Source organism: Alterotamlana spongicola, from assembly GCF_035818475.1.
Classification (GTDB): domain Bacteria; phylum Bacteroidota; class Bacteroidia; order Flavobacteriales; family Flavobacteriaceae; genus Cognatitamlana.
Genome location: NZ_JAYMGV010000001.1, coordinates 1647622 through 1667457, shown reverse-complemented (window position 1 = coordinate 1667457; position 19836 = coordinate 1647622). Strand labels below are relative to the sequence as shown.

At 33.1% G+C, this 19836-nt stretch carries 18 protein-coding genes; 2 read left to right on the top strand and 16 right to left on the bottom strand.

Annotated features, from left to right (window positions below):
- Positions 1-82: 82 nt before the first annotated feature.
- The 5 genes from VOI54_RS07195 to VOI54_RS07175 all read right to left on the bottom strand — a co-directional run bounded on the left by VOI54_RS07195 (position 83) and on the right by VOI54_RS07175 (position 4897).
- Positions 83-1012: a mevalonate kinase family protein gene (locus VOI54_RS07195; protein WP_326282048.1), complete on the bottom strand. Its 930-nt coding sequence runs from the start codon at positions 1010-1012 to the stop codon at positions 83-85.
- 28 nt (positions 1013-1040) lie between these two features.
- Positions 1041-2150, bottom strand: coding sequence for a diphosphomevalonate decarboxylase (locus tag VOI54_RS07190; protein WP_326282047.1), 1110 nt, complete (start codon positions 2148-2150; stop codon positions 1041-1043).
- Positions 2151-2159: 9 nt separating this feature from the next.
- Positions 2160-2690 (bottom strand): DUF1697 domain-containing protein, encoded by a 531-nt coding sequence (locus VOI54_RS07185; protein ID WP_326282046.1) that lies wholly within the window; start codon positions 2688-2690, stop codon positions 2160-2162.
- Positions 2691-3902, bottom strand: coding sequence for a BaiN/RdsA family NAD(P)/FAD-dependent oxidoreductase (locus VOI54_RS07180; protein ID WP_326282045.1), 1212 nt, complete (start codon positions 3900-3902; stop codon positions 2691-2693).
- Between the two features lie 119 nt (positions 3903-4021).
- Entirely contained in the window at positions 4022-4897 is an 876-nt protein-coding gene (locus tag VOI54_RS07175; RefSeq protein WP_326282044.1) for an acyl-CoA thioesterase, read from the bottom strand.
- 112 nt (positions 4898-5009) lie between these two features.
- On the opposite strand from VOI54_RS07175, the gene VOI54_RS07170 reads away from it, so the two are divergent.
- Entirely contained in the window at positions 5010-5828 is an 819-nt protein-coding gene (locus VOI54_RS07170) for an SdiA-regulated domain-containing protein (RefSeq protein WP_326282043.1), read from the top strand.
- A 64-nt stretch (positions 5829-5892) separates the two neighbouring features.
- Here VOI54_RS07170 and VOI54_RS07165 read toward each other — a convergent pair whose 3' ends face one another.
- From VOI54_RS07165 to VOI54_RS07135, 7 genes are all read right to left on the bottom strand, one after another.
- Positions 5893-6330, bottom strand: coding sequence for a hypothetical protein (locus VOI54_RS07165; RefSeq protein ID WP_326282042.1), 438 nt, complete (start codon positions 6328-6330; stop codon positions 5893-5895).
- A 146-nt stretch (positions 6331-6476) separates the two neighbouring features.
- Positions 6477-7238: a LytR/AlgR family response regulator transcription factor gene (locus tag VOI54_RS07160; protein WP_326282041.1), complete on the bottom strand. Its 762-nt coding sequence runs from the start codon at positions 7236-7238 to the stop codon at positions 6477-6479.
- Between the two features lie 5 nt (positions 7239-7243).
- A complete protein-coding gene (locus VOI54_RS07155; RefSeq protein ID WP_326282040.1) occupies positions 7244-8269 on the bottom strand; it encodes a sensor histidine kinase in 1026 nt (341 codons plus the stop codon).
- 149 nt (positions 8270-8418) lie between these two features.
- Entirely contained in the window at positions 8419-8841 is a 423-nt protein-coding gene (locus VOI54_RS07150; RefSeq protein WP_326282039.1) for a hypothetical protein, read from the bottom strand.
- 590 nt (positions 8842-9431) lie between these two features.
- Positions 9432-10088, bottom strand: a complete 657-nt coding sequence (locus tag VOI54_RS07145; protein ID WP_326282038.1) for a hypothetical protein — start codon at positions 10086-10088, stop codon at positions 9432-9434.
- 37 nt (positions 10089-10125) lie between these two features.
- Positions 10126-10260: a hypothetical protein gene (locus tag VOI54_RS07140; protein ID WP_326282037.1), complete on the bottom strand. Its 135-nt coding sequence runs from the start codon at positions 10258-10260 to the stop codon at positions 10126-10128.
- A 228-nt stretch (positions 10261-10488) separates the two neighbouring features.
- Complete coding sequence (locus VOI54_RS07135) at positions 10489-11214, bottom strand: hypothetical protein (protein ID WP_326282036.1); 726 nt, start codon at positions 11212-11214, stop codon at positions 10489-10491.
- A gap of 238 nt (positions 11215-11452) precedes the next feature.
- On the opposite strand from VOI54_RS07135, the gene VOI54_RS07130 reads away from it, so the two are divergent.
- On the top strand, positions 11453-12475 hold the full coding sequence (locus VOI54_RS07130) for a S1C family serine protease (RefSeq protein ID WP_326282035.1): 1023 nt from the start codon (positions 11453-11455) through the stop codon (positions 12473-12475).
- Positions 12476-12483: 8 nt separating this feature from the next.
- Here VOI54_RS07130 and VOI54_RS07125 read toward each other — a convergent pair whose 3' ends face one another.
- The 4 genes from VOI54_RS07125 to VOI54_RS07110 are packed head-to-tail and all read right to left on the bottom strand — an operon-like array spanning position 12484 to position 19736.
- Positions 12484-13164 carry an ion channel gene (locus tag VOI54_RS07125; RefSeq protein ID WP_326282034.1) on the bottom strand — a complete coding sequence of 227 codons (681 nt, stop codon included), beginning with the start codon at positions 13162-13164 and terminating at the stop codon, positions 12484-12486.
- Position 13165: 1 nt separating this feature from the next.
- Positions 13166-16279, bottom strand: a complete 3114-nt coding sequence (locus tag VOI54_RS07120; RefSeq protein ID WP_326282033.1) for an efflux RND transporter permease subunit — start codon at positions 16277-16279, stop codon at positions 13166-13168.
- Positions 16280-16304: 25 nt separating this feature from the next.
- Positions 16305-17384 carry an efflux RND transporter periplasmic adaptor subunit gene (locus tag VOI54_RS07115; RefSeq protein WP_326282032.1) on the bottom strand — a complete coding sequence of 360 codons (1080 nt, stop codon included), beginning with the start codon at positions 17382-17384 and terminating at the stop codon, positions 16305-16307.
- A 15-nt stretch (positions 17385-17399) separates the two neighbouring features.
- On the bottom strand, positions 17400-19736 hold the full coding sequence (locus VOI54_RS07110) for a TolC family protein (protein WP_326282031.1): 2337 nt from the start codon (positions 19734-19736) through the stop codon (positions 17400-17402).
- Positions 19737-19836 lie beyond the last annotated feature (100 nt).

Genomic DNA, 19836 nt, shown 5'->3' with positions numbered 1-19836 from the left:
AAATATTTTATGGCCCTCTATAATACTGAAAACACATTCAGGATACAATCCAGAGGGAGCATAAATATAAGAATAAAGAATTTTAGAAATTATAAACCACTTCTAATTTATAATCTGCAAGAGACTGTTTTGCTTTTTCAATATCTTCAGTGAATCCAAGGATATAACCACCGCCGCCTGAACCACAAAGTTTCAGGAAATACTCATTGGTTTCAATGCCTTTTTTCCAAAGGTCATGAAACTGCTGTGGAATCATTGGTTTAAAATTATTCAAAACGATTTTTGATAATTGTTTGGTATTTCTAAAAAGCGATTTAATGTCTCCTTTTAAGAAATCATCAACACAAGCATCAGTATGCTTTATAAATTGTGTTTTAAGCATATTCCGGAATCCTTCTTGCTTCATGTTTTCCATAAAAATACTTACCATAGGTGCCGTTTCTCCTATTATACCACTGTCAATTAAAAACACAGCGCCTTTTCCCTGGCTTTGTTGAGCTGGAATACCAGTGGCTTCAATATTATCTTTTGAATTGATAAGAATTGGGATGCTTAAATAACTGTTCAAAGGATCTAAACCTGAAGACTTTCCATGAAAAAACGATTCCATTGCAGAAAATATGGTTTTTAACTTTAAAAGCTTTTCCCGAGTTAAATTTTCCAGAATAGTAATCTTATCGAAGGCATATTTGTCATAAATAGCAGCCACTAAAGCACCACTGCTACCAACACCATAGCCCTGAGGTATTGAAGAATCAAAATACATCCCGGAATGAACATCCTCTAATAACCGTTTAATATCAAAGCTTACAATATTATTATCTATACTTTCAATATAGGCTGTAAACTCCTTTAAGCTATTATTTGATTTTATAGCTTCATCTGTAGGACTTTCATCTTTTTTTAAAGCACCGTTGTAGAAATTATATGGAATGGACAGTCCTTTGGAATCTTTAATAATTCCATATTCTCCAAAGAGTAGAATTTTTGAATAAAAGAGTGGTCCTTTCATAAATGATTTTTGATTGGGATATGCAAAATTACAATTGTTTGGCTCCAAATCCAATTTTATCGTTAATATACTGACCTTTTTGACAAAACTCAACCAATTCATTATTAATGAATTCTAATATATTTTTCATCTCATTTTCAGGATACAGCACATGAACATTAGCTCCTGCATCTAAAGTAAAACATATTTTTGAGTCAGTTGCTTTTCTATAATTCCATATTTTATTAATAATTTCCAAAGTATTTGGTTTCATCAAAATAAAATATGGCATGCTTGTCATCATCATAGCATGGAGTGTTAAAGCTTCACTTTCTACCAAAGCAATAAACGCATCTAAATCGCCTTTTTTTAATATTGATGAGAGTTTAGATAAGTTATTATGAGCTTGTTTAAAGCGTTCTTGAGCAAAAGGGTGATCATGCATTAAATTGTGTCCAACCGTACTACTTACTTGCTTTTCGCCCTTATCAACTAACAAAATAGTATCTTGGTAATTCTTAAAGTTTTCATGTACTTTGTACGGGTATTTTACACCATATAAATCTGTACTTCCTTCAATAGAATCGTGCTTTCCCCAAACAACCAAATCTCCTTCTAAACTTCTACAGGCACTTCCTGAGCCTAAACGTGCTAAAAATGATGCTTTTTGAATGAAATACTCCTCATCCAAAGACTTTTCGTCTGCATTCAATGTACTATCAATATTAACTAATTCTTTTTCAAGACTCATTAAACACAATGCTAAAGCACTCATCCCAGAGGCTGAAGAGGCGATGCCCGAACTATGCGGAAAGGTATTTGAAGTTTCAATTTTAAAATGATACGCTTTTAAAAAAGACAAATAGCGTTCAATACGCTTAAAAAATGTTTGAATTTTTGGTTTGAAATCATCCTTTTGTTCATTATCTAAAAATACCTCAAAAGAAAAATCATCATTATGTTCCTTTTTAGAAAAACTTAATTTAGTAATGGTTTTACAATTGTTTAGTGTAAAACTAATAGATGGATTCTCAGGAATTTGATCATTCTTTTTACCCCAATATTTCACTAAAGCAATATTACTTGGAGATGACCAAGCAAAACTGCCTTTTTCAATACTGTTTGTATATGACTTAGGAATAAAATCTTGTTCTGACATTTGTAATATTTATGCCGACAAAGATAATAACTTTACCATGGTTTTATAATTTCTGGCGGTAGCAGTTACTTTTAATTTGCGTTCAAAAAAATTATTGCTGCACTTTGCTTTTCCATAGCCTGTTGCACAATGAAAGTATACACAGTTATCTGTAATAAAAAATTTCTCATTGGGATATGATATCTTAGAAACCTCTTTAACAATAGTTTTATCCGGAACTGTATATAACAGCATAAAATAACTATTTATCTTTTCTGCTTCTTCAAAAGGGCAATCGTCAAAAATTTGCTGTAACTCTGTTGGGGTTTTAATTAACACAGGAACCTGAAAACCAAAATGTTTTTGAATTGCTTCATGAATTTTTAATTCAAGATTATGATTATTTGTCATTAAAGTTTGAAAAATTACGTTACCACTTTGAATGTATGTTTGAACGTGCTTCAAACCAATTGCCAAAAGGACTTCCCTGAGTTCTGCCATGAGGATTTTCTTTTGTCCGCTAACATTTATCCCTCTAAGCAATGCTATATAAGTCTTCATTTATTTAGAAATATTTTGAGCTGCAATATAAGCTCCGGTCCAGGCATTTTGGAAATTAAACCCTCCGGTAACGGCATCAATATTTAAAACTTCTCCTGCAAAATAGAGGTTTTTGATGAGTCTGCTTTCAAAGGTTTTAAAATTAACCTCCTTTAGGTTTACACCACCTGCTGTAACAAACTCTTCTTTAAAAGTGCTTTTTCCATTCACGCTAAAAACGGCTTGTGTTAATTGAGCTGCCAAATGTTCTAACTGTGATTTGTTTAAGTCTGCCCAACGGGTCTCCTGACTGATGTTTGATGCTAAAACCAATTTATGCCATAAACGTTTAGGCAAACCAAACTGTGTTGATTTATATATAGTCTTTTTAGGTAATTCTTGTTTCCATACTTTAAGTGCATTTAAACAACTTTCAAACGATTCCCGTATAAAATTGATTTGTATCTTAAATTTATAATCTCGTTTTGCTAATTCCAGTGCCCCAAAAGCTGAAAGCTTTAAAATAGACGGGGCGCTCATTCCCCAATGTGTTATCAACAAAGGCCCCTCACTATATAAATTGGTTTCTAACACATTAATCTCAACATTTTGAGCAACAACTCCGGGAATATCCTGTATGCGTTCATCAGTTATATTAAATGTAAACAATGACGGCACAGGGTTCAGGACAGTATGTCCTAAATGTTCTAATAACTTCCAGATTTTAGGATTACTTCCGGTAGCTATTAATATACAATCAGATAAAAATTCGCCTTGTGAAGTTTCAATAATAAAATGTGCTTTGTCCTTATCAATAGACTTTACAATATGATTATATAAAACCTCTACCTTATGTTTTTTAGCTTCATCCAAAAAACAATCAATAATGGTTTGAGAGGTATTGGAAACCGGAAACATTCTACCATCTTCTTCAATTTTTAGTTCTACACCACGTTTTTCAAACCACTCAATGGTATCTCCGGTCATAAATTGATGAAAAGGCCCCAATAGTTCTTTTTCTCCCCTAGGATAATTCTGAACCAATTCCGAGGGAATAAACTCAGCATGAGTTACATTACAGCGCCCCCCGCCTGACACTTTCACCTTAGCTAAACCTTCTTTAGCACGTTCTAAAATAGTAACCTTCAAATCAGGGTTTTGTTCTGCTATATTTACAGCAGCAAAAAAGCCTGCCGCTCCCCCTCCAACAATAATTACATTTTTCTTTATCATATACTACCTAAAAGATCAGGGATTAAATTATCAACACTAAAATCTATGGCCTTTTGCAAAGGTTCTAAAGTTTTTTCGCTAACTATGCCTTAATTCCTTTATCGTCAGTTTTCAACATTTTAAGTTTTGTTTTTTACAATTGGACGCATCAATCCTTCCTGTGCCACAGAAGCAATTAGCTTTCCTTCTCTTGTAAAAACATGACCTCTGGCAAAACCTCTGGCTCCTGACGTACTTGGTGATTCCATAGAAAAAAGCATCCAATCTGAAAAATCAAAATCCCTGAAAAACCACATAGAATGATCTAAACTCGCCGTTTGAGTATTTCCCCAATGTGCTTTACTTGCATGAGGATTTAGTGCTGAAACTAAAATATTGTAATCAGAAATATAGGTTAAAATTTGCTGCTTTGTAGCCAGATCTAAATCCTTTATATCTCCTTTTAACTTAAACCAGACATCAATAAAAGGTGGCAAATCTTTTTTATCCATAGGGTTTACAATCTCTGTGGGTTTAAACTCTATAGGACGTTCAATTTCAAAAAAGGCTTTTAAGCTTTTTGGTAAAAAATCACCAAACTGATTTAAAATATCGGTCCAACTCAATAGGTCTTCTGGTTGTTTTAATCCCGATTTCATTTCTATTTGATGATTATACCCCTCTTCTTTTTTATGAAATGAAGCTGCTAAAATAAATATAATAGTATCATTCTGGCTTGCAGTAACCCGCCTTACAGAAAAACTACCTCCATCTCTAATAATACTCACATTATAGGTTATTGGGCAGCTTAAATCTCCTGCCTCTAAAAAATAAGCATGCAATGAATGTAATACTCTTTGATTAGTAATTGTTCTACTTGCTGCATTTATAGCTTGAGCTAAAACCTGGCCTCCAAACACCACCGGACTACCCACAGTTTTGCTTATACCATTATACACAGAATCATTTATTTTTTCTAATATCAAGAGATTTAATAAATCATTTACAGTAGTCATAAGTCAATTACTTTTTCTCTATAAATCTATTAAATTATAGAAGGTTTTTACATCTTTTTATAAATAGTTTAAGATTTAAAATTTCTGATTGGTTTATTAAGCCTTAATTTTGATGAAAATTCTAAAAACAATGTGTTATTCTATTCATAAACTATTTCTATTATCACTGGTCTTAACCTCATGTCATACAGGGAAATTAAAACTTATTGCTAATTTACCAAATAGTTTAAAAGAAGCTTCTGCCATTGAAAAAGTAGCCCATTCTGACTTGCTCTGGACTATTGAAGATTCCGGCAACAAAAACCATATTTACGGACTGGATTTAAATGGAAAGATTGTAAAAGATATTGATATTAATAACGCCAGCAATATTGATTGGGAAGATTTAACTTCAGACCCTTCAGGAAACTTATACATCGGTGATTTTGGAAATAATAGCAAAAACCGTGATGCCTTTACTATTTATAAAATCACCGACTTAAAATCAAATAAAACAACAGCTGAAATCATCCATTTTGTGCTTCCGAAAAAAGTAAAGCCGAAAGATTTCGAAGCCTTTTTTCTATTTGATGATCATTTCTATATTTTTAGTAAAGAGAATAAATCCAGTACACTTTTAAAAGTACCAAATAAAACAGGAAAACATACTGCTAAATTGGTAACTCAATTTAATTTAAAAAGTAAACGCAAAAAAATAACTTCAGCCGATATTAGTAATGATGGTAAAACTGTAGTACTTCTAACTCATGACAGGCTATGGAAAATCACCAATTTTGAATCCGACATTTTTTTTAAAGGCACTATTGAAGTATTAACGTTTGATCATTCCTCTCAAAAAGAAGGTATCTGTTTTAAAAATAATAATACGGTTTATATCACGGACGAAAGGAATAAAAGTGAAGGAGGAAATCTATATGAATTTAAGCTTTAAACATATGATTTCTTCCTCCGTAAAATAGACATTATTTAACCTTTAATTTTAATTCCTATCCACATTAACCATTGACAGTTGGAGTTTCAATATTCATTCTTAATTTCACATAACCTGATAGCACTTTGAAATTAAACTCATGAATATTATATTGTTCTTCAGGTAAAATATCTTCCATCTTTTTGTTTAACTCTTTTATAAGGTCATCAAACTTTGATACAATTTCATCTTGGGTATAACCTAGATCTTTATCGTCCAGACGCATCATTCTTGAAGTATATACCAATAGGTTGGATTCATATGCAGCAAGCGTCTCTTCATCCATGTTCATATCCTGAACTTCCTGGTAGAACCACAATTGTATCTCCTCTTTTTCTGCCTGGGTTAATAATGTAACTTCATTATTTTCTCTTTCCTGTTGCTTTTTACTTAACGTTTGAGCACTTACATTTAAAGCTACCAGAAGTAATGTAATTGTCGATACTAATTTGATTGTTTTCATGATTTTTGTTTTTTAATTATAGTCAAAAATACTTTGCAGTATCCTGATCTAAATTAAAAACAATATTAAGCAGTAAAAATGCTAAGTAAAACGGCCTATTTGAAACCTGAGCCTAAAAAAACAATTGTTAAAATTAAACCGAACACTTATAAATTCATCCAATTCTTAACATCTGAAGCTTTGGCTTTACTTACAACAATACGCTCTGAAAACGGTGGGTTTACATTAACAATAAGCTTGCCATTAAAGTAAAACTTAATATTGGCTACAGCATTTCTATTGATTATAAATTGCCTATTGATCCTATAAAATAATTCCGGGTTCAATTCACTTTCAATATCTTCTAGTTTTTTATCTATAATATAAGATTTATTAGTGAATGTCACCCCTTTAACAATACCTGTTTCAATATAGAAATAGGCAATATCTTCTGTTTTTATTGGAAGAAGTTCATCTCTATGATGTACCAAATAAGTGGTTTTGTAAGCCTTATTTTTTGTTTGTAACAATTGCATCAAACCTTCTATTTGATTATCAACGGGCTGTTCTGATTTAGATTGACTTTTAAACTTGTTTATAGCCTCTTCTAACTCCTCCTCATTAATGGGCTTAAGCAAATAATCAATACTATTTACTTTAAAAGCCTTTATAGCATATTGATCGTAAGCCGTTGTAAATATTACAGGGGTACTTAAAGACACCTGTTCAAAAATTTCAAATGAAATACCGTCAGCCAAATGAATATCCATAAAGATTAAATCAGCTTCAGTTCCTTTTGAAAAATAATCAACAGATGATTTAACCGAATCTAAAACTGTCAATATTTCAATATTAGGATCAATAGTATTGATTAAATACGTAAGATTTTCGCTTGCTGCTATTTCGTCTTCTACAATGACAACTTTCATAGGGTTTACTTTAAAGGTAGTTTAACTTTAAACACTTGGTCTGTATCACTTATAACAATACTTTTCTTAACCAGTATTTGATAACGTTTATCTAAATTTATCAAGCCATTACCTGTACTATCAACAAAAGTGGTTCTTGGCCTGATAACATTTTCAACTATTACATAACTATCTTTTGAATATACTTTTACCAATAGTGGATTGGTTTCTGATATTTCGCTATGCTTTACCGCATTTTCCACCAATAATTGCAATGCCAGTGTTGGTAATTTTTCATTCAATAAATCATCTTCAATATTAATTTCTATTTTAAAACGATCCCTATACCTAGTTTTTATTAAATATACATAACTTTCTAAAAACTGCAATTCTTCTTTAAGTGATACTAAATCTTCGCTTCCACTTTGTAAAATATACCTATACATAAATGACAGTTTGTTTACAAACGTAGTAGCCTGCTTATTATCTCTTATTAATGAGTTTAGTGAGTTTAATGAATTGAATAAAAAATGAGGATTAATCTGGTTTTTTAAAGCTTCCAATTCATTTCTTAAACTTTGTTGTTTTAATAACTCCTTTTCAGCCAGGTTTACCTGATGTGCCATTTGAAATCTTATAATTCTTGATATAAAAACTATAATAAGCAGCACAACACCATAAACAATATATAAAATTGAGCTATCAAAATCACTCATCACTTCTCCTGTTAACTGCTCGCGAACATAAACGAATAAAGAAACTATAGAGAAATAAACCAAAAGGTTAGCCAATAGCCTAATAACACTTTTTGACCAAATACTTATTCTTGAATACAATAATTTCCAATTGGTATTAATTTGAAGTAGCCCCCAGGAATACACAAACAGAATAAGCATTCTTAATAGAATATCTTTTACAGATACGTCGGGGAAGGTGTCTGATAAACGTTCAACAACTTCATATAGTTTTAATATTCTGGGTAAATTAATTAAAAATGATATCAATAGAGCGATACCAAGAAGAATAGAAGGTTTGGTTTTTTTAAATTCCAAGATAGTTTTATTATTTATGACATAAGATATAAACAAAGTTAAGATATTTAATTATGATTTCTTTTAAACGAGAAAAGAGACTGCCTAACCCCAAAGGCAGTCTCAATTCAGAGAATTGCTATTAATCATCACGGGGTTAAAAAGATTTTTTAAATAGTGTTGTCTATTTCATAAACAATAACCTCTTCAATCTCAACAATCTCTTCTTCTGTGCCATCATTAAACACCATTTCAAACACTAGTTTTTCCTCAAAATCAATTTCTTCTTTAGAGTTTAAGCCTTGATATGGATTAAAATCCATGGGTAAATGTTGCGTTGTATCAAATCCAAAATTCACTTCTTCCTCTATTTGATATAGCTTAATATCTTCTACTTCCAGAATACTGTCTTCCTCATCTATATCTCTGAACTCAGTAGTATATCTTGCTTTTTCCATTTCATTATTTTCAAGAGTATACTGCCCTTCTATTTCAAAGTTTTTGTGTAATAATTCACCATCCTTTTTTATTCCAACAGATGTTAAAACCAAAATTGATACGCCTCCTATCATTGTTATAAATCCCGTTTTCATAATTCTTATTTTACTATTTTTTAGTTATTATTTCTCAAGCAAAAATACCTTAGAAACCTGTATTTAATGGTGCTTTTTAAGTGAAGTAACTATAAGCATAAGTGAAACTACTTCTGAATACAGTGAAGCCATTAAACCCTATACATAATAGTACATCAACCTAAATTGACACCTGAATTCTGCTTTGTAAACTTTCAACAGATAATGTTTAAATAGGGGTTAATAAAAATTGCCGAAGTGATAAATATCACTCCGGCAATTAACCAAACTAACCAATCAAAAAAACTATCTTCTATATCATATGCTTCTTATAAGAATTCTTGCTTTATTTTTTAATTTCTTATTCAAATTTACTTACAAACCTCTTATTATTTGGGATATTTTAAGTGAACCGCCCAAAAGCTTAAGTAAAACAACTTTTAAGTCAAGTGAAGCTTTTTGAACAACAGATATGTTATACCTCCTTCCATTTCCTTTTACTTAAAAAGCTAAATTTCATTCATCATTTCAACTGCCTTAGAGGTTTCAAAAAAACTGCCGAAGTAATGAATATCACTCCGGCAGTTAACCAAACTAACCAATCAAAAAAACTATTTTACTAACTCTTTCGCTATCTTCTTTGAAAAATCTTTTGACGTTACTCCAAGGGTTTCCGGGTTATCAATTTCTGTGGTAATAACAGATAATAATTGATTGTCCGCGGGTTTTGTTAAATCATAGGTCAATGTTTCCAAAATATACTTTTTCCCTTTTGATGTCACACTGGTTATTGGAGTTGAGTTTATATAAAATGAATTATAATATCCGTAAAACCCTCTACCAAAACCTCTACCGTAATACATGGGGTGCATGTGCATATAATAATCAGGACCTGTAGTATCTGTTTTTGTATATTCTTCTATGCTTTTTAGAGCGGTTAATACAACCACATCTATACCATTTGACTTTATATTCTTTTTAATTGCCTTTAATTCTTTTTGACTTAATTCCCTGGACAAACTCATTTCTGGAAAAAGTTTAAAGCTTTCTGATGCATTAATCCCATTCTCATTAAGATTTTGTACCAAATCGGTTTCAAACCTCACTCTTGCAACATGGTCATCAGCTTTTGTAATTACAAGTACATCTTTTCCATTAACCCCATGAGTTTCATCACCTTTCCATGAGTTTACCACTTGTACTGTTGAACAGTTAAATAACACTAGAACAAAGGCCAGTACTCCTATTTTTTTGAACACCTTTTTCATAATCTTTATTTTTAATTGTTAAACTTCCTGGTTTCCTTTAGATAAATAAAATGGAATCTTCATTATAATCATGTAATGAATAAACTCGTTTAGACTCATCTAAGGCTATATCTTTAATGTTTTTCCAATCTACAATGAATTGCTTTCTTAATATATCTTTAATTGTTTTCATGGCTTTATTGTTTTAATGATTTTATAATTGTTGTTATTACTTTTATTTCCTACTCAAATATACCTCCAACATGTACATAAAAATTGACTTACATGCCCGAAACGCCCAATTTTAAAGGTAAAACGGCTTAAACCCCAAGCGAATTAAACATATCTTTTACAGCCCTAACCTCAGGACATAAAAAAACCCTTTATAATTATAAAGGGCTTAACCATTTTGGTTTTTTAACTATGAAAATCTAGGCCTCCTGATTTCAATTTCGTGTCGTTCATTTCTATCATCGCGTCGTTCCCTACTATCTTCCCTTAACTCTCTATTATCCTCTGCCAGTTCTTTTTTTGTAGCTGCGATATCTTGCTTCATGGTTTCTATAAATTCTACCAACAACTTCTTATTGGTTAATGAGGCCTCCGCGTCGGAAGAACTAAAATTAAGGCCTTTTATTGATTTTAATATTGATGCCTGTTTTTCTGCCCGGGCTATTTGTTGTTCAAAATCGGCTATATCATCACGCCTGTCACGCTTATCATCGCTCTTATTTGCCTGGTCCCTTGCCATATCCCGTTTATCATCATGTCTGTCATATATCTCTCTTTTTGAATCATCTCTATTATTACGAATCTCTCTGCGATCTGACCTGATCTCAGACGAACTCTGTGCGATTTCCATCCTTGCTTTTTTGGCTTTCTCTCCACTTTGCCGGACCTCGCGCACCATATCATTTTCTATACTTTTCTTTAAAGTATTTACTTTGTTCAGGTCTTTAGACTCATAGGCACTTTTAAATAAATCCAGACTTGTCATTAAAGCCTGAAGTTCCCCAATATCGCGTTCTAGATCCTGTTTACCTTCCAAAATTTGTTTGGTATTCTGAACGCCTTCTTTTACATTTTGTGCACTAACCGCAATACTGAAAGCTATTGCAGTTAGCATTAATTTAATTGATCGTTTCATTTTTTTTGTTTTAATTTCGCCTTAAACAATACTGTCTAAGTTGGGAGCAAAACTATTTCTGAAGCCTGTTTAAAATGGCAAAAACTTAATTGAACTAACCAAATAAGGTCATAAGATGTGTTATTCCGGAACTAAACTAAACAATAGCAGCTCAACTAAAAATGAGCCCAAATCATTCAAAACTTCCTTTTTTAAGATATAAAAGCACTAACTTTACTTTCTATAATTTTTTACTAAAATGAACACGTCTTTTCAAGCCCTTATATTATTCTTAATATCTTCTTTTGCCTTAAACGCTCAGGACATTTCTAAAATTTATGAAAAGGTAAGTCCTGCAGTGGTGGCTATTATAACTAAAGAGAATACTATTGTTACCACCGCAAGTAATACCTCCGAAAGAGTATCAAGCAATGGTTTAGGTTCAGGGTTTATGGTAAGCAATCAATTAGTTATTACTGCTGCACATGTTGTACAAGCTCCTCAAAGCTTAATGGTACAGTTTGCGGATGGAGATGTTATAGCCGCTCAGGTTTTAACATCATATAAGAGTGCTGATATTGCTTTATTGGGATTATCCAGGCCTAAAGAAAATGCCACAATAGTTAAATTTGGTGATTCTGATAAGATGAAAATAGGACAACAGGTATTTGTTGTTGGCGTTCCTTTGGGTGTTGGCTTTTCATTGTCTTCAGGTTATGTTAGCGGTTTTAGAAAGCAAACCATTGGAAAAAACCCTTTTTTGAATACTGAATTCATTCAAACTGATGCTGCTATTAACCAAGGGAATTCGGGAGGACCAATGTTCAACCTTAATGGAGAGGTTGTTGGCATTGTAAGCCATATAACCACTAAATCAGGTGGTTCGGACGGCATTGGTTTTGCTTCCAGTTCTAATCTGGCCACCAGGTTATTATTAAACAATAAAATGCCCTGGTTTGGTGCAGAATTATATTCTTTAACAGGTAAACAGGCAAAAATATTCAATCTACCTCAACGAAGCGGTTTACTGGTACAACGTGTTGTTACCACTTCTATTTTTGGAAAAATGGGTGTTAGAGAAGGTGATACTGAAGTCACTATAGGACGTCAAAAACTTATTCTGGGTGGTGATATTATTTTGAGCTTTAATGGTATTAAATATGATACAACAGATGAAGCTTTAGTTAAGATAGCCGACTTTGCTAACAGTTTGAATGTGGACTCCACATTTGAAATCACTATTTTACGTGAAGGAAAAATTATGACGTTGCAATCAAAATAACACTAGTCTTAATCCTTTTTTTCTCTTGAATCATTAAATGCCAAAAACTTCTGTACTACCACCGCTGTAATAATTACAATATAAAACTGCCCGCATAAGCCCACAAACATGGCCGCCTTTTGTGCGATGGAAGTCACCGGAACAATATCTCCGTACCCTATAGTCAGCACAGTTATATAACTATAGTATAATAAGCTATCTAGTTTTCCTGAAAAGTCTGTTCCCTGAAATAGTAAACCTTTAAAAGCACCGGGGTCAGACAACTCAATACTGGAAAAAACAAAAAAAGCAATCAAGCCTAATGATACATAACCACTCATTAAGCCTACTATTACATTTTTATTAACCTCTTTAGCATTCCACACCTGCCTTATAATCTCTACAGTAACGGTAGCATAGAAAAGAAAATAAACACCGAATCCTATAAACGATAATGCATCATCATCCTTCTGCTGAACAATATTAATTGCCAGTAGTAGTAGTGACACACAAAATAAAATAATCAGCCCCCAGGTATGTATTTTCTTTTTTGAAATCAGGATAATTCCTGAAGCTATATTAAATAAGAACAATATAGGCATTAAGGTTTCCCGAAAAAATTCAATTGGAATAATTAATGACCCAAAAAGAATTAATAATTGGCTAATAAAAAATAATTCAAATCTATTTTTATATAGTTTGGACGTCATATTAATCTTCTAACAACTCGTTATTAAAATTATACGCTTTATAATTAACCTTAAATAAAATACTATAGAATGATGGAATAAAAAGCAGTGTGATCACTGTACCAAACAACAGGCCAACCATAATACTAACAGCCATTCCTTCCCACATTTCTCCGCCACTAAGGTATAAGGGTATCAGCCCTAAAACCGTAGTAAAGGTAGCTAACAAGATAGGCCTAAACCGTTGTAGGCAAGCTGCAATTACAGAATCTTGAACGGAGCGTTTTAAAGTGGTCTGCTCTACTTCTATTCTATCAATCAGGACAATGGCATTATTAATTACTATCCCGGCTAATGAGATCACCCCTAAAAAGGGCATAAAGCCAAAAGGTTCCTGAAAGGTAAGTAAGCCTATAACCACTCCAATAATACCTAACGGAATGGTTAAAGTTACCATAGCCATTTTCCTAAAAGAGTTAAATTGAATAATAAGCAATAGCAAGATTATAAAACCTGAAAGCGGTAAATATTTTAAAACGGCTCCCATGTTTTCTGCGGTATTCTCTGCATCTCCCCCTAGTTGATAGGTGTATTCTTCCGGCCATGTATTAACCTGTTCATCTAACCACGGTTTAATTTCACCGGTAATACTGGATGCATTACCTCCTTCTTTCAATTCACTGGAAACGTTTATGGTCCTATTTAAATCCAGCCTTCTGATTTTTGAATATTGCCATTGCGGAACAATAGTTGCGACCTGTAATAAAGGCACACTTTTTCCAGAATTTTGAGCAAAAATATTTAGTGTTTCTAACGATTCTAATGTTTGTTGCTGGCTAAGCTCACTTCGCATTACAATGGGTATAGACTTATCATTTTCTCTGTATTCTCCGGTTACAAAACCATCTAATACCGTTTGCAGGGATGTTGCTATGTCCTGACTTGTTACTCCTGCTACCTGAGCTCTGTTTTGATCTATATCAATAACAAACTTTTTACTTTTTGGCCCCCAATCATCTTTTACATTTTTTGTTCCGGAGATATTTGATAGTTTCAACTTAATAGATTCGGAGATCTTGGACAACTCGTCAGGGTTTGGCCCTGAAACCTTTATCTCAATAGGAGTTCCTCCTCCTCCTGAGCCTAAGGCACCAACTTTAACTTCAGCATCAGGAAATTGATTGAAACAAAATGCGTCCAGCTTATTAATCATAGCATTGTTATAAATAGCATCAGATACATTAACCAATAGGTGAGCATAACTTGAATTTGCCTCATCCGGTGTATACCCCTGGTCATATGATTCAGGACCTTTTCCTACATAGGAAGACCAATCTATAATTCCGTTAACTCTGGACTCTGAAATCTGCAGGGAATCCCGCATATAATTTTCAATATCAAGTACAATATCAGAAGTACGCTCTATTTTGGTTCCCTGTGGCAAATTAATATCTACTGTGATTAAATTTCTATCACTATCCGGAAAGAACACAAATTCTATTTTAGTAAATCCATATACAGACAGAAAAAACATAGCAAAAATACCAATGATCACTTTCCAATTATTCGCCAATGCCCAAAGAATAATATCTTTATAATACACTTTTAATGCACTAATGGTTCTATCAATAAAACTTGGTTTAACTTCAGCTTTAGGCTTAACTTTTAAGAATAGGAAACAAAATAATGTAATTACTGTTAAAGCCATGATCCATGACGACAACAACGCTATTGAAATCACCACAAATATTGGACCTACAATGTCTCCCATTATTGATTCAGCAAGATAAAAAGCAAGAAAAGCTGCTGAAGTTGTTAAGGTTGAAATTAATAATGGGGTAAGCAGCTCGCTACAGGATTCTATGGCTGCTTGTTTTGCACTTATCCCCTGATCCATTTTTACCATGACGGTTTCGGCTACTACAATGGCATTATCTACCATCATACCAAGTGCCATTATTAATGCCGCTAAGGTTACCTGATTTAAACCAATGCCCATAACCCCCATAATCATTAAAGTCATTATAACAACTATTGGAATTAAACTGGCAATGACCAACCCGGACCTGATACCCAAAAAGACCAACATAACCACAAGAACAATTACTATGGATTGCAATAAATTACCTATAAAGTTTTCAATTTTAAAATCAATATAAGTATCCATTGAAGCCAGCCTGGTGAGCTCTAATCCAACCGGAAGTTTTGTCTCCCACTTATCCATTACCAAGTCAACACCTTCTCCTAATTTGATAATATTTGCTCCCTGCTTTAAATTGACATGCAAAGAAATAGCTTCTTTACTATTAATCCTTACGCTTTGTGTAGATGGTTCTTTATACCCGTGATTCACTTTGGTTATATCACTTAAATACACCAATTGACTACCATCTCCCACAGGAATAAGCATATCTCTAATATCTTCTACCGAATTAAAATTACCTGTTGGCTCTAATATAATCCGCTCATCTTCTACATTAATTTCGCCCCCTGAGCTCAAAATATTTGTCGAGGTGATGATACTTTGCAATTTACTTGCAGATAGGTCATACTCCTTTAATTTGGCATTGTCAAACTCAACAAAAATGCGTTCCTCCTGAAAACCGCCCAACTCCACTTTTGCAGCATCTTCAAGTTTGATTAAGTCGTCTCTAATATCATCTGCATAGTCTTTCATTTCCGCATAAGAAAACCCATCTGATGTTAGCCCTATTGCAATTCCATATACTTCACCTATACCATCATCTTGTAAATCCGGATTTACATTTTGAGGAAGCCCTTGAATAGCACTTAATTTTCTTCGTAATCTATCCCAAACATCCTGTAGGTCTTGTGGTTTCACCTCATCTTTTAAGGTTACCGTAACTACAGACAGCCCTGTTCTGGATGTACTGGTCACCTTCTTTAATTCTGGTAATTCCTGTGAGGTTTTTTCAATTTTATCAGTAACCAATTGCTCTACCCGCATGGGACTGGCTCCGGGAAACTGAGAAACTATTGTAGCCACTCTAACCGTATAGGGAGGCATACTATCTCTGGGCAAAGATTGATATAACACCAAGCCCATGATAATTATAGTAGTTAGTACAGTAATTGTAATCCTATTTTTCTCTATTGAAAACTGTGTTAAATTCATTAATATCTAATTAAATTACTATAGACTATAATTTTACTTCCTGGCCATCCAATAAGGTTTGCAAACCTGCTGTGGCAATTTTTTCACCATGAGATAAACCTTCTAGGATTTGAAAGCCTTCTGAGGTTAGCGTTCCTATTTTTACATGTTGCTTTTTTACGGTTCCTAATCCATCTTTATCATTTATCAGAAACACAAAATTTCCTTTATCATCTTCTCCCACAGATTTTGCCGGTATTACCAGTACGTTTTCATTATTGACATCTTTTCCAAAATTAAATGTCACACTTGCTGCCATACCTGATCTTATCTCTGATGTGGGGTTTAGTACTTTTACCCTAACCGGATAGGTGGAGGTGCTGGCATCAATTGAAGGGGCTACTTCTGATACCTGGCCTTTAAAATCGCCTGAGCCTATAGAAGAAAACGAAATAGCTACATTCATACCTTGTTTTACATTATTAATAACACTTTCAGGTAATCCCAGGCTAATTTCCATATCGCCGCTAACATTAAGTACAGCTACTACATATCCGGCATTAACATTTTCGTTAACTTCTGCTGATATGGATGCAATGGTTCCATCTTCCGGCGCATACAAATAGCCATAGGTAATTTGGTCTTGTTGTATAGCCACTGTCCTTTTTGCTGATTGATGACTTGCCGAAGCTGTTCTAAATATGTTTTTTGCAGACTCATAATCACTCAGGGAGGAACTTCCTTTTTCATACAAGGATCTTGTTCTATCTAAATTTAACTTGCTGGTATTCATTTCTGATTCAGCACTATTTAAGGAAGAAACCGCATTTTCATAATTTAATCGTGCCTGCACATTATCCAGCTTGCCTAAAAGCTGCCCTTTTTCAACCAGTTGTCCTATTTTTATATCAAAAACAGTAACAATCCCGGCACTTCTAAAGCTTAAGTTAACCACTTTATCTGTTCTTGAAGTTCCGCTAAAAGTTCTTGATTTTTCACCACCTAAATACCCTACTTCTTGATAGCTTATTGGTTTGATGACTTTTATTTCTTCTTCTTTCTTTTTTCCACAGGATGCAACTAAGATTACAACCACTAATAGTAATAATTTAATTCTATACTTCATCTTTTTGACAGTATTTTAGTTTTGATTCAATAAAAAGGCATTAAATCGCTGAATAAATGCTTCATTTTCAGCTTCGGTGTTCAATAAAAAATAACTACCCAAATAGCGTTCTAGCTTCATAGAGCCCAATAAATAATTATAAATGGCATTGGCTTGTGACAATTGTGCATTTAAAAAATTACGTTGTGCATCTAATAGCTGGATAATATTAACCGCACCGTTAGAATAAGAGGTTTGCACCAATTCTAAACTTTCTTTAGCGGCTTCCTCTGAAATTCTTGATAGTTCTATATTAGTAATTTCATTAACAAGTTCTAAAACGGCCTCATTAATATTTCGGTCTATACTTAACTCTACATTGCTTTTGTTTAAATTTAACTGGTCTTGTTGTATATGAGCTATTTGCTTATTTATGTTTTGGCGGTTCTGTTGAAAAATAGGAAGCGATAAGCTTAAGCCCACGTTATAATCACTATCAAAGCCCAAACCTGGTGTACTACCCTCTCCCCACCTGTTAAAATGCTTATTGTATTGTGCTTGTAAAGCCAATGTTGGCACAAAACGACCTGAACTATTGAGTCTTAATACGCGTTCATTAGCTTTGATATTATAATTAAGTGATGCAAGCTCCGGAGCATTAGTTTTGGCTTCCTGAATTAAAAATTTCACAAAATAATTTCGAGCTGTAGGGTCGTCAATAAATTCTCCTAACTGTTTATAGTTATAATCTTCAAAAATGCCTTTGGTCAGTTCTACATCTTCAACATCTATTTTAGAATCCATGTCATTATTTAAGATCAAATTAAGTGCTAAAAACGACTGTTCTAATTGATTTAGAGCTTCAACAAAAGTTTGAGTATTTTGAGCCAATTCACTTTTAAAACGCAAGACATCTGTTTTTCCCGTTTGCCCTGCTTCAAAATTTTGCTTGGCTATTTCTAAGTTCCTCTTGGTTAACTCTAAATTTTGAGATTGTATTCTTGTATTAGCTTTAAGAATTAAAGCATTAAAATATGCTGTTGAGGCATCAAAAATAGCATCTAATTCTGCGGTATTATAATTTTCACGCTCTGCTTTTTCTAATTGCTTTTCTACCGTAATATTAGCATTTGCCTGTTCTGAAAACAGGTTCTGTCTCAAGGTGATATTTCCGCTGGTACTATATTCCGGATTTAACCCTCCGGACGCTTTTGCCAAATTAGGGTCTATATGAGTTCCCTGCGCCGATGCTGAAACATCAGGAAAGTAATTACTTTTAGCCGTATTAACATCTTGTGCTTTAAGGTCTATATTCTTTTTCTTTGATTGTAATGATAAGTTATTCTTTACGGTTTCATTCATTACATCTAAAAGGTTATATTTTCTTTTAGCTGATATTTCACCAAAGTTTCCCACAAAATTCGTTTGTGCTATTAAGCTGTATTTTATGGGTACATTTAAACGTTCTGCGGTATTATAATTAACTGTTAACACATCATTATTATCAATAAAGGTGGGTAGATCAGAGGCATCCACACCATTTACAATCCGTTCCACATTAAGTGCTATTCTTCTATAAAACTGGTTTAAATTCTCTTTGGCCTGATTGGTAGCCATTAAACCCAGCTGTACATCTTCTATAGTAGTTTGTGTAAATGACGGTAATTTATTATCTATAAAAAATTGAGCCAAATCTTTGATTTCAGAATCTCTAAAAAAGAAACCTCCCGTTAAATAAACCGCATCAACGCCATTCAATTTTCCCTTTATATCTTCTACAGTTTGGTAAGGCACCAACGTATAGGAAGCTCCTAAATCTGCCATGAGTTCATCAAACGTCTCATTCATAGATATTAAATCAGGTAAAAAACTTTCAACCAGAACTGCTATATTTTTAAAATCGTACAGGCTCTTAAAGGTTTCAATATCTTTCTTGTAAGACTCTGATGTTATAAGGTAATTGAAATTGTGTACCCTTGAGCTTGTTTGTGTTTCATCTAAAGTCACCAAATCACTGTTAACAGTACCAAACAATATGGTTGGCTTTTCATGAACAGTTTGCTTCCCCAGCACTAAATTACTAACAGGCCCAAACGCTATGATAATGTCTGCATCACCTGTATTTAATGCTTCATAGTTAGCCGTTACTTTATCAATATTATAATTATTTGGAGCTATATCATATGGTAAGAACTCCACCAAAGCATCTTCTCCAACTACTGCTTTTATTTCACTTTTAAGATCCTTTAAAATGGGGGCTACCTCAGCTGAATAATTATCTAAAAGAAATCCGATATTTATCTGATCTTTGTTTTGTGCAAACAAAAAATTATTACATAAAAGAATTAAAAAAAAAAGATGTTTTTTTCTCATATTAAGGGTTTAAAATGTAGCCATACTAATTTACAACATTAAATAAGAATCTCATGGTATATTTTGGGCTAAAATATTTTTAGGACGGGGCAAACTATTT